Raw genomic sequence first — 13,990 nt, forward strand, 5'->3', positions numbered from 1 at the left:
GCTTACCTTTCGGTGTCGGGCACGAACTTGTCGGCCAGACCGGCGGTTATTTCGAATAACCGCAGCCGGGTCTTCTTCTTTACCTCGTTGTGGACGTCGATGATTCCGCCCTTTGCCAGGTGGGCGTCATGCGGCATTACCTCCACGGTGGCGCCGGTTTTGCTGAACCGTTCGGTCAGATAGGCCACCGCGGCACTGTCCTCGCCCGGGGCGGAGTGGTTGAGGATCACCGTGGACCGCGACACCAGCTCGTGGTAGCCCTGCGAGGCCAGGTAGTCCACCGCCCGTAGCACCGGGCGGGACTGGTCTGCGGTGATCCCGGAGACGAAGACCAGCGTGTCGGTGTTCTCCAGCACCGGTTTCATGACCGGGTGCTCCAGGTCTGCCGCGGTGTCCACCAGGATCACGTTGTGCGTTCGCCGCAGCCGCGACAACACTCCGCTGAACATGGCCGGAACGAGCGGGCGCAGCTGGTCCGATGTCCGGTTGCCGGCCAGGACGTCGAGGCCGACGGCGTTTTGCCCGAGGTGTTCGCGGATGTCGGAATAGCCCTGCACGTCGGTGTCGCTCAGAACGGCCGAGTAGTCGCCGGGCGGGTGTTCGTCGATGCGATCGGACAGTGTTCCGAAGCCCGGAACGGCGTCAATCGCGATCACATTTTCCGGTCGGCATTCCCGGAACACGCTGCCGATGGCGGCGGTCATCGTCGTCACACCGTTGCCGCCTTTTCCGGACACCAACGTGATCACGTACTGACGCCGGATGTGCCGGCGAATTCGATTACGCAAATCACGGTAATGACGTTCGCGCGGAGATTCGCCGGGATTAATAACTTTCGCTGATACCACATAGATCAGTTTGCGCCAGCCCGAGCCGGGCGGAATCTTGCGTGGTGTCGCCAGGTCGGAAATGCGCATGGAGTCCGATACGGAATCCCGGTAGCGGTGGCTGGATGCCGGATCCCACCGCCCGGATGAGCCTTCGTCAGGCATATTCTGGCTATTCCATGGGCTCGTCACGTGCGTGATGTTAACACGGCTGCTGATTCCACGTTTGCAATGTTTCTCACGGTGGACAGTAATGCACGGTAATGGTGAAGATGTGAATTCACTGTCACACAACCCGCCGGTGTGAATGCCAGTCCGCGCCGGCCGGGAGTCGAGCGATGAGCCGCAGGATCGCGTTGGCGACGTCGCCACGCGTGCCGGGGGAGACGATCTGGTAGCGGCGGCCGCCGTTGTCGATGTTCTCCACGCAGACGCGGCCCGACGGAGTGTCTGAGATCAGCACCGCGGTGTCCGCGATCGCCATCCGCGCCAGCTCCTCGGGTCCGGCGCCGGGCTGGATCGCGACGATGCTGGCCTGCCCGGACTGCTGTGGGTCGGCAGCCAGCGCCACGATCTGCTGCTGGTCGATGTCGAGTCGTTGTGCGGCCAGGTAGCGGCGCAGACTGTCCTGGTCGCGGACCCGCTCCAGCAGCTCCTTGGTGTCCAGGGTGACCGGTCGCAGTTGGGCAGCCTCGGTGATGCCACACAACCGCTCGATCTGGCCGACCAGCAGATCGCTCGCGGCCGCCTGATCGGTGGCGCTGCCGGCGGGGTAGAGCCGCACCTCTTGGTCATGGCGTTCGAGCACCACCCACCAGGAGGCGAACCGGCTGATCGAGACGCGGGTCAGGTGCTGGGGGTCGCCGGAGGGCCGCCCGGGGAATTGCAGGTTGAGCATCAGCGCGATGTCGCGCCGCAGGATCACCGTCAGCCATTCCCGGACCATCGAGTCCACTTCGCCCTGCTCATCGAGCACCCCGATCGCGGTGAGTTCCTCGGCGATCGGGTGCCGCAGCGCCCGTTCGGCGGTGTCCAGGCGGGGCAGCAGGGGACGAAGCCCCAGTTCCGGGCAGAGCGTTTCGATGCCGGTGACGGCCTGCAGCACCCACAGCCCGTCGAGCGTCGTAGTCAGCACGTCACCCTCGTCTCAGTGGTTGCGGTGGTCGGCCTGACACACGAAGTGGGGTATCTGCGCCGTCCGCGCAGATACCCCACCTCGGTGACGATCGGGGGCGATCAGAAAAGGGACTGGATCGTCTGGTCGGTCGAAATGGCGCCTTCCAGCACGGAGCCGATGGTGGAGCCGTGCTGTCCGATGGTCTCGATCAGGCCCTGCAGGCCGGACAGCATCTGGGCCTGGGCTTCGAAGAAGCCGGTGGCACCGTGGCCGGCGAAGTACTCGGTCAGCATCTGGGTGAGCTGGTGGGAGTCCTGGTGGATCTGGTCGAGGGTGCCGGCGCTGGTGACCACGCTGTGGGCGTGATCGGAGACGGGCCCGGGGTTGTAGGTGATACCGCCACTGTCTGCCATGGGGATCGATGTCCTTTCGAGTACGGGGGTGGGGGGTTAGGCGGACTGTCCGCCGAAGAGCGAGTGGAAGGCGTGCTCGGAGTGGGACTCGTGCGACTCCATCAGGGCAGCGGCCTGGTTGAGGCCCTCGGTCAGGCGGTGGCCGCCGGTGAGGACTTTCTGGACGTCTTCGTGGATCTGCGCGGCGGTGGCATACGAGGCCTTGGAGCCGCCACCGTCCCACGTGCCAGCCCCCAGGATGTTCTCGTGGTCGGCCAGGTATTGGTTGGCGATCGCCTGCGCGTGTTCGATGTGCTGAGCCAACTTCGACGCGGTGTTCCGCATCAGTTCGGGCGTGACGACAATTGCTGCCATCGGTTCCTCCTCGGTTGTAGAACAACCCCCCCGGGTTCGGCGGGATGTAGCTGGCGGTAGTGTATTTGCTCCTCTCGGATGTGTCGATTCACCCTGTATTCAGCAAACGCCCAGGTCAAACCCGGTCGTCGACAACTCGCACGGTGTTGGTCCGGTCATTGGTCCGGTCGCCTTGGCCTTTTCCGCCCGCTCCGGCGCCGTGGGCCATCGGCATGCCGCCCATGCCGCCGGCGCTGGTGGTGGTCACCCGCTGCGACTCGACGGAACCCAGCGCGCCACTGGGCCGCAACCCCACCGGACGGCCGCCGCCGGACTCGAATGCGCTCACCGGTCGGGTGAACGCCGACATCGGCGCGCCCGCCCCGCCGCCCCCAAAGCCGCCCGCACCGGGTGTGGACGTCGCATTGGCCAGCATCGCCGTGGCCGGCATCCCGCCGGCCCCGGCCGGATTCAGAGCGCCGCCCAGCATGCTCGGATTCATGAACATGCCCATCAGAGACTGCATCGGGCTCATCATCGATTGGGGCATCTGCATCAGCGACTGCGGCGCTTGCATGAGCGTCGAGCCGATCTGCTGAACCGGTCCCAGCATCGAACTCATCTGCGAGCCCATGCCCTGGGCGGCGTTGGCACCCTGGCCGGCGGCATTGCTTGCCGTCGAGGTACCGGTGTAGGCGGCGCGCATGGCACCGCCGGCCGCGGCCTGCGATGCCGCTTCGCCGACCGCGCTGGCCGCCGCCGCCGGAGCCGCGGGTGAAGCGCCCATCCCGGCCACCGGTGCCGGGACCGACAGGCTGGAGATGAGCGCGGTCAGCACGGCCCCATAGGAGGCGCCTACCGCGGCGTTGTTGGGCCAGAACAGGCCGAAGTACTCGAATTCGAGCGAGGTGATGCGCGGCGTCAAGGCCCCCAGTACCGACGGGTTGATCCCGTAGTCGGTGGCCGTCTCGATCCGGTTCTCCTCGCACTCCGCAGTGGTGCGCATGCTGCCGTAGGCCAATTGGTAGGCCTCGACCGCGGCCGCGACGATCGGCGCCTTGACATCCACCCAGCCCGCCAGCCCGTGCAACGCCACGTTCAGCAGGGTCGCGTTGAGAACCGACCCCTCCGATCCGGCGCCGATCCAACCGATCGAGGTCAATGCGGTGTTGACTGCCGAGGCGATTCCCGACGCGTGGTGGGCCACGCCCAGAGATGTCCATGCCGCCCCATTGGTCAGCATGGTCGCAACGCCCGCGCCGGATTTGATCAACATGTCGTTGGTCTCCGGTGTGCGGGCGGCCCACCCCGGGTCGGCCACTGATTAGCCGCCGAGTGCGACGGTGGCGGCTCGCAGCGCTTCGGTGGCGCCGTAGACACCCGAGGCGGTGGCCTGCGCACCGGAGAACAGCCCGCGCTGCGCCGAATGCTCGGCGACGATGCCCAGGTATTGAGTTCCCGATGCCAGCAGGGCGGCCTGGAACGCGATGGAATCGGGGTCGTTACCCATCGGCAGAACGCCCAGCAGGGCCGGGCTGGCCGCGGAGGCGGCCGCCTCTGTCTCGGCGGTGATTGCGGCTTCGACGCCCGATGACGCCAAGACCGCTTCCGGTTCTACAGAGAACATAATTTCCTCCCCATGCCTCATCGCTGATGTGCCGACGTTGGCAAGTCGGAGTCGATCGTAAACCGATATTCGGTCCCCGTCACTTCACGATGTAAATACCGGTTACTGCCGCTCGAAATCGTGGATCATCGACGAGGGCACTCCGACCAGCACACCTTCCACTTCGGAATCGTTGACCAGTAATCCCCGGCCCGCGGGCAACGCCTGTGCGCGCACCATCCGATTGACCTTGTTCTGCGGGTCGTTGTCCATGAACAAAGTGGGCACCTTGGCGGCGCGCTGCGTCTTGACCCAGGGGTCCATCTCCAGCTGGCCGAAGTTGGAGGAGTTCCTGGTGGCGAACACGTGCAGCCCGATCTGGCGGCCCCGCTCCATCAGCTTCCACAACGCCGCGCCCACCGGGGGCTTGGCCGGATGGATCTGCGCCGGACGCAGATCCTGCACGTCGTCGACCAGCACGAAATGGCGCGGCCCCTCCCACGGCTTGAGGGCGCGCAGCTCCTCCTGGCTCAGGCCCTTGGCGGGCAGCCGGGGCAGCAGCACCTGCTGCGCCAGCGTGGTCAGCACCTCGTCGATCTCGTCCTGGTCGTAGGCGTAGGCATTGACGTAGCCGGCGCCCTGCAGGTCACGCAGCGGTCCGGTCTTGGGGTCGACGATGGTGATCTGGGCTTCCTGCGGGCTGAACCGCGCCATCACCGCTTCGCCGATCGCGGCCAGGGTGGCGCTCTTGCCGCATAGGGCCCGCCCCAGAATCATCATCCCGGGATGTTCGGACAGCATCAGCGGCACCGGCAGCAGATCGTGCTGCTCGCCGATCATGAACGCGATCGACGGAGCGGTCCGGGCGGGTGGCCGCTGGGCCACGTCGTAGGCCAGGAGCTCCGACAGCGCCACCGCGGGCGGCAGCCGCTTGAGCGTGGTGTGCTTGGTCACGCCCGCGACCTCGGCGACTCGCGCGCCCAGTTCCCGGGTCCCGATCCGGGCGCCGTCTTCGGTGGCCAGCTCCGGCACCCCGATGAGCATCTCGTGCAACGACTCGGTCAGACCGAAACCGGGCCGGTTCACGGTGCGCTTGGCGGCATCGCGGGCGTCCAGCGACGCCGTGCCCATCTCGTTCTCGCCCGGGTTCTGCAGCCGCAACTGGATGCGTACGTCGGAGTTCTGCAGCAACGTCTGACGCTGGCCGTGGATCCAGCCGGAAGCGCTGGTCATCAGGTGCACTCCGTACTCGGGACCGACACCGCTGAGCGCGATGATCCGGTCGCCGAGCATGGTGTCGGCGGCGTAGAGGTCGGAGAAGTCATCGATGACCAGGAACACGTCGCCGTAGGGATCGCCTGGATCGGTGCCCGCGAGGCTGTCGCCACCGGACCCGAAGCGCCGCTCCCGGAATTCGTTGATGTCGATCTTGTCGCGGCGGAAGGTGTCTTGGCGGGCGCTGATCAGCGCGGCCATGGTGGCAACGGTGCGCTCCACGCCCTCGCGGTCGGCCGGCGAGACGATGTCGGCCACATGCGGCAGCGTCTCGGCGTAGCCCAGCGTGGCGCCGCCGACACAGAAGAACGTCAACCGCGCCGGGGTGTACATCAGCGCCGCCGAACACATCAGCGTCATCAGCGTCGTCGTCTTGCCGCGGCTCTTGGCGCCGACCACCATCACGTTGCTGCGCAACACGTCGACGCAGTGCACCAACTGCTGGGCATCCTCGGGGATGTCTTTGACGGCCAGCGGCCACACCAGTCCCGGGTTGCGGCCGTAGTCGACGTTCCACGGCTTGCCCCGGTAGCGGGCCACCAGCTGATCGACCGACTCGGAGATCTCCAACGGGGGCAGCCACGGCAGGTGCGGTGCCTTGCGGTCGGCGGCAATCAGGGACTCGCGCAGCACATCGACGATCTTCTTCTTCTTGAACCCGTCGGCGTGCAAAAGGAATTCGTCGGGCTCGGCATCGGTGGCCGACATATCCTGCAGCGCTTGCGCGTCCGCCTCGTCCAGCGGCTGGTACTGCCAGGTGTAGAGCCGCGGTTTGGTCAAGGTCATGTCGAGCGTCTTGCCCGTCGACGTCTTGCGCTTGGGGACGACGAACGGCGCCGACAGGTAAAAGCAGCGGAACGGGTCCAGGTCGCGCGGGCCGACCTTCAACAGCCCGAAGCCGTTCTCTTTCGAGGGCAGGTGATAGGCGGCGTCCGAGCCGATTACCTCGCGGCTGTCGTCACCGGACTCGGCGCGCAGAGCCACCCGGAAGGCGATGTTGGACTTGACCTTTTGCAGCGACGACAGGTCCAGTCGTTGCCCGCCGAGCATGAAGAAGACGTTGGCGCCGCGGCCTTCTTGACCGATGTGGATGATCAGGTCGATCCACTTGGGGTGGTTCTGGAACAACTCCAGGTATTCGTCGATCACCACCAGCAGGATCGGCACCGGCTCCAGGTCCCGGCCGGCCAGCCGGATCTCCTCGTAGTCGTTGGCGTCGCGCGCACCGACGGAGTTGAACAGGCGGTAGCGCCGGGCGATCTCACCGTCGATGGCCCGGCGCATCCGTTCGGCGAGGTGCCGCTCGTCCTTACCGAGGTTGGACAGGGCCGCCGACACGTGCGGGATGCCGAGGATGTCCTGGGCCGCGGACTCGAACTTCATGTCCACGAAGATCACGTTGAAGGTTTCCGGCGAGTGGGTCAGCGCGATGCCGTACACCAGGGAAAGGAAGAACTCCGATTTGCCCGAGCCGCTGGTGCCGATCACCACCGAGTGGAAACCGAAGCCGCCGAAGTCTTTTGCGCGCAGTACGACGTTCTGCAGTTCGCCGTTGGGTTTGGCGCCGACCGGGATCTCCGCCCAGCGTTCGTCGCCGCGACTGCGCCGCTCGGCCCACAGCCGGTCGACGTTCAGCTCGCGCGCGTCCTCGATGCCCAGCGCGCGCAACAGTTCCAGGGCGCCGCTGCCCGCGTCGGCGACGTCGACACTGGCTGTCGGGGACCAGCGCGCCATCGCCCGCGCGTAGCGGTAGGCGCGCGGCACCGACAGTTGGTCGGCGTGGGCGAAGAACTTGCCGCCGGAGCGCAGCATAGGACGCGGCGGATTACCGGTGACCTCGAAGATCTCATCGCGGGCGAACCCGACACCATTGCCGAGCCGGGAGGCGACCCGCAGCACCGTGATGCCCTCCTTGCCGACGCGCCCGACGACGCTCTCCCAGGCCTCGGGGCTGCCGGTGTTGTCATCGACGATCACCCAGTGCGGACCAAGATCGTGCCCGTCCGTGCCGGTCTCCAGCGCCGAGCCCATGGTGGTGGGACTGGGCGTCGACGGCGGCCGCCAGGCGCCGCGCTTGCCTTTCATGTGCAGGTCGGCGCCGAGCGTCGCCTCGAGTTCGGTCGGGCTGGTGAACACCAGGCGCCGCCACCCGCAGGCATCGAACAGCTCGTCGTGCTGGTTGTGCGGAAGCCAGACCATCCACGACCACAGCTCGGGGTGCCGGGTCACCACCATCAACTTGACGTCCAGCGGATTGTGAAACACCGCCAACCCACTCAGCACCGAACGCAGCAACGAGCGGACCCCGTCCAGGTCCTCGCCAACGAAGCTGAAGCCCGGGCGGGCGCGCAGGTTGACCACTTTCGCGATGTCGCGGATCTTGCGTTGTTCGAGAATGAAGTCGCGCAACGCCTGGCCGGTGACCGGCTCCAGCTCCTCGTCGATCGGGATCTCCGGCCACTGCACCGACAACACCGAGTCCGGGGCGTGCTGCACACCGACACCCACCCGCACATCGAGGAAGTCCGCATCCGAGCGGCGACGCTCCCACATCTGCGGTCCGCCGATGACAGCGCCCAAGTCCTGCGGGTTGGAGTGCACCAACTCCTGGGAATTGCGTTGGGCGCAGACCGCTTTCTGGATCTCGTCGCGCTCGCTGTCGAGGGATCGCAGATAGCTGCGCCGGTTCTTCTCCTGCTCACCCCAGCTGATCTTGCGGGCCCGGCCGAATCGCCCGGAGAACATCAGCATGCCCAGGCCGGCCATGCCCACCATCGGGAACATGCCCGAACCCAGGCTGCGCACCCCGGACACGTAGAGCATGACGATGGTGCCGATCAGCGCGACGATCAGTGCGGGCATGCCGATCATCACCCACAGGTTGCGTGGCTCGCGTTCGGGGAGGGCGTCCGGCGCGCGGGGCGCGACCCGCACCGGCTTGGGCTCGGGGACCTGCAGACGGACCGGAACGAATGCGCGCTTTGACATCGCCTCAGTGCCCTCCTGGGACGCCCTGCTGATTGGTGGGGACTACCGGCTGCACCGCGCCGGCCGACGCCACGGTGTCGCGGGCCAGCAGCGCGGCATGCCGCGACAGTTCCGGACCGGTCGCGAAGGTGCGCAGCAGCGGCCACGGCGCCTGCTGTGCCGAGCCGGGATCCAGTCCGAGGCCCCGCAGGGTCTCGCTCTCACCGGCGATGCCGAACCGGACACCGTTGGGCGACACCCAGAACAGGGTTTCGCGGGAATCGGAGTCGAGCAGTTCGCTGGTCGAGGTGACGAAGTTGGTTGCGCCCGGCAGCACCAAGACCTGGTTGGCCACCACCGAGGTGGGGCTGCGGTCATCGCGCACCAACCGGACGATCCGGTTGTCCATCGCGGGCGACACCGGCAGGCCTCGCCCGCTGTACAGGGTGATCCGTGCCTGCCGGTCGCCGGGTGCCTTCTCCCAGCCCACGCACGTGGTCGGGTCGGCGGTGGTGTCGACGAACGTGAGCCTGCTGTTGGGGTAGTACTCCACGGGCAGCGTGCTGACTTCCGGGATGTTGACCAGCTTGTCCGGGCTGACCACCAGCGGCGCCACGGACCCGAATGAGTTCGCGCTGCGGATCAGGTCGGCCACGAAACTGGTGATCTTCTGGACCCCGTCGGGCACCAGTACATAGAACTGGGAGCCGCCGCCGGCCGTCCGGGTCTCCAGCACCGCCCCGACCTGGGAGCCGGGCACCCACTGCGACGGCGTGCCGGCCAGGGGGATCACCGGGGCCCGCAGCGGCTCCGTGCTGGGCAGCGCGTCGAACAGTGCCCGCGACATCTCCACCGGAGCGGTGATGCCCGGATCGATGCCGAGGCTCAGGGTGACCGCCCGGTCGGCGGGATCCACCTGGGACCGTTTGCCGCCCCAGATGACGTAGGTGGCGCCCTGGAAGCGGGTCAATACGGCCGCGCCCGGGGCCAGCGGCGCGGCACGGCCGGCCGTGCTCAACGGGCCCGCGATCGAGGTCACCACGGGGGGCTCGGCGCGGCGCGGGGAGCCCGCGGTGTCGCAGACCGCCCAGGCCGAGGGGGCGCCGGTGTTGGCGACCAATGAGGTCGGGGCACCCGGGATGCCAATCATCGGGCCGGTGGGGTACTTGGCGATCTCCGCGGGCTTGACCCAAGTGGGCACTTGCGCGTTGCCGACCGCCAGTCGAGCCGAGGTGATGTTCAGCGCCGGGTACAGTCGCCCGTCGATGCGCGCATAGATCGCACCGGAGTCGCGGTCGCCGACGATCGACGATGTCCGCACGATCCCGGCCGGACGCAGCACATTCAGCAACAGCATCCAGCCCATGCCGATGAAGATCAGCACGACCGAGAGCACGATCGCGGCGGTCTGCTTGCGGTCGTCGTGCTTCATGCGCACCGAGAATTTAGTGGTGGCGGCGCGCAGTCGTCGGTTGTAGAACAGGTGACCGGAGTTCTGGTCCCGGTTCGACAGACTCAGCGGCATGCTCTGTTACCCCTAACGGCGCACGCTCGGTGATGCTGCGCCGCCCCCTGCGGCGACAAAGCGCACCGCGACGACATTACTGGCCTTGGCCAGCGGGAACCAGTCACTTGGGAACACGCGATGACGCCGTCGGGCGTAGCTTTTGAGCTATGCCGGAGCAGTTGGGGGCGTTCGCTGAGGCCGCCCGGGCACGCGAAGAGCAGTTGGTGCAACGGTTGGCGATGGCGGTTGAGCTCGACCGGTCTTTTGAGGGGATCCTGCGCGGAGCCCACCAGCACAACGTGCAGGCGCGGCAGCGTTTGGATGCGATCGAGGCCGCGATCCACCAGGCCGCCGCCAGTTGGCCAGGCTTGGACACCCCGGCCGGGGCCCGTCAGTTCCAGACCCCTCTCGTGGGCAAGACTCGGGAAGTCCACCAAGTCATCTCCGATGCCGCAGCGGACAGTCAGCAGCGGAGTGCGCAGGTGCAGGCGCTGACCGAGCGATACCGGGCTCGTGACGATCTGGCGTCGAGTGGGCCGAAGGGGTCAACAGGCCCGGACCGCGCGAACGAGTCGGCGCAAATGGTCGGCTTTAGGCACGGTATTGGAAATCCGCAGACACCTCCGCTCAAGCCAGACCCGTCTGATCCGCCGATGCCGCAACCCCCTACCGGGCATCCGCTTTCGGAATTGCCGCCTGAACTCGGCGGCAGACCGTCGGGTGAGTCCCCTCAGGTTCCACCGGTGAAATTTGGGCCGTATTGGGTTCCCCCCGAAGTCGCAGAAGCAGGGACCCAATGGGTTAACAGCCATGTTCCAAACCGGACTCCAGCGGAGTGGACGCAGGCATTGTCCGACACGTTAGGAGCGGGCTACGCGAAGGGTCAGCAGGAGCAGGCGATCCGCGTGCTGCAAGCGGCGCAGGCGGGCCAATGTAGCGTTGACGACGCAGCTAGAAGCCTTTTCGCGCTCGGATTGGATGGTTTGGGGGTCGCCGGCGCGGTACCGCTTGCTGAGGCTCCGCCGATCGCGATTGTCGCTGCTGCAGGGGCGCTGGGAGACGGTGTGCTGAATATCGGCGACATTATCCGGTGCTTGGGCGGATCAACGTAATGCGGACGGCTTCCTTTGGTGTCGAGCTAGACATCCTTCGAGTGCTAGGTGATCAATTTGTTCCGTGATTTGTTCCAAGTACTGCTGCCATTGTTAGTGACGGCAGGGACGTTGCCGTTACTGGATAAAAACCCCCGCCGGGTAAGAGCGTTCGGCGTAGCACTCCTCGTTTTTGCGGTGCTCTGTGTTCCTCTCCTCATGATCGAGCTGTCTTCGGCGGGTGGAAAGGTCTGGCTGGCTGCGCTGCGCATGGTGTCTTGCCTACTCGGAGGCGTCTATCTGCTGGTCCGGGTTCATCTTTCGCGACGCGAAGTGGACCAATAATTCGGCCGGGTGCGCCACAACGGCGGCGCATAGTCGCCGCTTCGATCAGCGCGGCGAAGGGTCTGTCACTTCGACGAGTCGTTCGTGTCCACGATGCGCTTGAGCGGCGTGATGCCAGGGTGCCCGGCATCTTTTGCGACGGACTTGGTCACCGGCACATTGGGCGGGGCCGTCGTGCGACCCTTGACGGGCTGGCCGTTGGCCACGCCCGGAGCGGCGATCCGCTTCGCGTCGGTCTTGTCGTCTTTGCCGCCCTTGCCGCCGGCGCCAGCCCCGCCGGGCATCATCGGCATCATCCCGCCGCCGCCCCCACCCGCGGTGGGCGCACCGCCAGCGGGGCCGGCCGCACCGGTATTGGCCAGGGAGCTGGCGGGCGTTGTCGGCGTTGAGGTCCCTGGAACCGGCGGCGGACCGAGGTTGCTGGCCGGCGTGGTGCCCACACCCAGTCCTCCGCCGCTTCCGCCGGAGCCGAAATCTCCACCGCCCAAGCCGGGGTCGGGACTGATGTCTGAGGCCAGCGTGGTGCCGCCGAGGCCGGCCTTGCCCAGCGACGACGCGGCGCTCATCAGTGGTGACAACGCGCCCTGGCCGGCTTGCATCAAGCCCTGGGGCAGCTTGGTCACCGCGCCGAGGGCCCCGCTGAGTGCGCTGGTGATGCCCTGCATCGCGCCGTTGACGCCCTGCATCGCCCCGCCCATGGCTTCCTGCGGTGATTGCTGCGCCATCAGGGCGTCGCCCTGCGAGGCGACGTTCTGGAACTTCGATACCGCGTCCGCCTCGTGCTCGGCGAACTTGCGCACGGCATCGGCGGCGTGGCCGGTGCGGTCCCGGTGATCGTTGGCGAGTTCGGTGTTCGTCTCGACCAGGTTCAAGTTGGTTGCGGCGCCGAAGGCGGCCATCGTGGCGTCGACCGGGGAGGATCCGCCCGGATGGACCGGTCCCGGAGGGATTGCCGTCGGGGGCTGTGAGAGCGCGATGTGCAAGAAGTCCGCACCGTAATGCTTCACGAAGTCGTCTGTCATGGCCTAACACCTCCATGCCGTACGGCCACTGCCAGATACCAGGCCAGGTGGTAGCGGGCGAGCTCTTCGCTTCCATCGATCAGGGCGTCGATGGCCGCCAACAGCATCCAGTCGGCGACATCCCGCGGAGCATGCTGCGGATATGCCGACAGTACGCGCGCCTGTGTCGCGGTGACTACCTGCCGGAACAGCTCGATTTCGTTGTCGGCGACACCGGATCTGCGGGCCACGGCGCGTGCCACGGTCTGCACGATCCGCGGTAGGCGGTCGTTGGTGCCGGTGATGTCGATGAGCGTGGGACCGAGTTCGTCGACGTGCTGCCCATAGCGGGCGCGCTCCCCGCTGCCGGGAATCGGATCGTTCGGACCGGCATCGGTGACATAGGTGTTCGGTTGATGGGCGGCGGCGGCGATCACCGCACCCAGCAGATCGACCGCGCTGGTATCGCGGCGACGGTGGGCCGGGTCCAGCAACGTCAGCCCGGGCGGGAGTTTGACAGTGGGCGGAATCCAGCCGCCGGCCAAGTCGGTGGCCAGCACGGTGGTGGTCTCGTCGTCGCGAAGCCCGGCCGCCCAGGCCAGGTCCGGCGCCTGGCGGGCCACCGCGTCGACTTTGCGCTGCAGATCCTGGTGTTCGGCAAGGCGCCGGGCGGCCGTACCGGCTCCGGCTCCGGCCGTGCTCCCGGCGCCCATGCTGCCGGCCACCGATGCGCCGGACTGATTGGCGGCGCCGGGTGTGGGTTTGCCCGGTGCCGGACGATCGCCGGTGGAGGCCACGGTTGGTCCCCCGGACGTCGGCGTGGTGGTGCCACCGGGCGGGGGAGTCGGGCCCGCAGGACCTGCGGGTGCCGTGGGTGCGGCCGGGACGGCGGCAGCGGCCGGGCGCAAATCCGTCCCGTAGCCGGGCAAGGGGCCCGACGGGGCCACCGGACCGGCGCTGATCGGCCCCGACGACACGGAGGCCGGGCTCGCTGTCACCGGCGGTGCCGCGGGTGCTGCCGGTGTCGCGCCACCCGTGGGAGCGGGCGGGGCGATCTCGGTGTTGGGGCTGGCCAACTGGGCCATATTGCCGAGCGCACCGCCCGCCATCGGTGTCACCGACGGTGAGGGCGGAATCTGCGACGGCTGACCGAATCCTCCGGTGCCGGCTCCACCCGGCGGTATAGGCGGTGGTGGTCCGCCCGGTCCGGGAGATCCACCACCTGGCATGCCCGTGGCAAGCGCTTGGGCCGGCCCGCCGCCCGGGAGGCCGGGCGGCATTCCACCGCCGCCGGGGCTGCCCAGGCCGGACATGCCGGAGGCCATGGGGGAGGGGACGCCGCCTCCACCACCGACTGGCGGCACTCCGCCGGGTATGCCGCCACCTCCGCCACCTCCGGGTGGTGGCGCCACTGCGCCGCTTGAGGCCGCGTTCTGGCCGATTAAGGTATCGCCGGCCGTAGCAGCTGCGGGTGTGATGGTCACGCGCGATCCGCTTTGGCCGTTGGT

The 13,990-nt window shown here is 67.5% G+C and carries 12 protein-coding genes; 2 read left to right on the top strand and 10 right to left on the bottom strand.

Translation table 11 applies throughout. The annotated features are described in order from the left end of the window. Positions 1 to 2: 2 nt before the first annotated feature. The 8 genes from N416_RS0110905 to eccB all read right to left on the bottom strand — a co-directional run bounded on the left by N416_RS0110905 (position 3) and on the right by eccB (position 10,063). Positions 3 to 1,019, bottom strand: coding sequence for a MinD/ParA family protein (locus N416_RS0110905; protein ID WP_024442140.1), 1,017 nt, complete (start codon positions 1,017 to 1,019; stop codon positions 3 to 5). Between the two features lie 94 nt (positions 1,020 to 1,113). Continuing rightward, positions 1,114 to 1,962: an ESX secretion-associated protein EspG gene (locus tag N416_RS0110910; RefSeq protein WP_024442141.1), complete on the bottom strand. Its 849-nt coding sequence runs from the start codon at positions 1,960 to 1,962 to the stop codon at positions 1,114 to 1,116. A gap of 101 nt (positions 1,963 to 2,063) precedes the next feature. Then, positions 2,064 to 2,357 carry a WXG100 family type VII secretion target gene (locus N416_RS0110915; RefSeq protein ID WP_024442142.1) on the bottom strand — a complete coding sequence of 98 codons (294 nt, stop codon included), beginning with the start codon at positions 2,355 to 2,357 and terminating at the stop codon, positions 2,064 to 2,066. 36 nt (positions 2,358 to 2,393) lie between these two features. Then, entirely contained in the window at positions 2,394 to 2,711 is a 318-nt protein-coding gene (locus N416_RS0110920) for a WXG100 family type VII secretion target (protein ID WP_024442143.1), read from the bottom strand. Between the two features lie 115 nt (positions 2,712 to 2,826). Next, on the bottom strand, positions 2,827 to 4,011 hold the full coding sequence (locus tag N416_RS0110925) for a PPE family protein (protein ID WP_024442144.1): 1,185 nt from the start codon (positions 4,009 to 4,011) through the stop codon (positions 2,827 to 2,829). 3 nt (positions 4,012 to 4,014) lie between these two features. After that, entirely contained in the window at positions 4,015 to 4,320 is a 306-nt protein-coding gene (locus tag N416_RS0110930; protein WP_024442145.1) for a PE domain-containing protein, read from the bottom strand. 99 nt (positions 4,321 to 4,419) lie between these two features. Continuing rightward, on the bottom strand, positions 4,420 to 8,559 hold the full coding sequence (locus N416_RS0110935; protein ID WP_024442146.1) for a type VII secretion protein EccC: 4,140 nt from the start codon (positions 8,557 to 8,559) through the stop codon (positions 4,420 to 4,422). Between the two features lie 4 nt (positions 8,560 to 8,563). Further along, positions 8,564 to 10,063, bottom strand: coding sequence for a type VII secretion protein EccB (eccB, locus tag N416_RS0110940; protein ID WP_024442147.1), 1,500 nt, complete (start codon positions 10,061 to 10,063; stop codon positions 8,564 to 8,566). A gap of 149 nt (positions 10,064 to 10,212) precedes the next feature. Here eccB and N416_RS22125 point away from each other — a divergent pair, with 149 nt between their 5' ends. After that, positions 10,213 to 11,157, top strand: coding sequence for a DUF4226 domain-containing protein (locus tag N416_RS22125; protein ID WP_024442148.1), 945 nt, complete (start codon positions 10,213 to 10,215; stop codon positions 11,155 to 11,157). A 48-nt stretch (positions 11,158 to 11,205) separates the two neighbouring features. Further along, complete coding sequence (locus N416_RS23220) at positions 11,206 to 11,481, top strand: hypothetical protein (protein WP_125079435.1); 276 nt, start codon at positions 11,206 to 11,208, stop codon at positions 11,479 to 11,481. 65 nt (positions 11,482 to 11,546) lie between these two features. On the opposite strand, the gene N416_RS0110950 is transcribed toward N416_RS23220, so the two are convergent. Both N416_RS0110950 and N416_RS23540 read right to left on the bottom strand, forming a co-directional pair. Then, positions 11,547 to 12,503, bottom strand: coding sequence for a hypothetical protein (locus tag N416_RS0110950; RefSeq protein WP_024442149.1), 957 nt, complete (start codon positions 12,501 to 12,503; stop codon positions 11,547 to 11,549). Next, complete coding sequence (locus tag N416_RS23540; protein WP_231384153.1) at positions 12,500 to 13,591, bottom strand: DUF5631 domain-containing protein; 1,092 nt, start codon at positions 13,589 to 13,591, stop codon at positions 12,500 to 12,502. Before N416_RS23540 ends, N416_RS0110950 begins: the two co-directional genes overlap by 4 nt. Positions 13,592 to 13,990: the final 399 nt, after the last annotated feature.

The organism is Mycobacterium sp. UM_WGJ (genome assembly GCF_000455125.1).
Lineage (GTDB): Bacteria > Actinomycetota > Actinomycetes > Mycobacteriales > Mycobacteriaceae > Mycobacterium.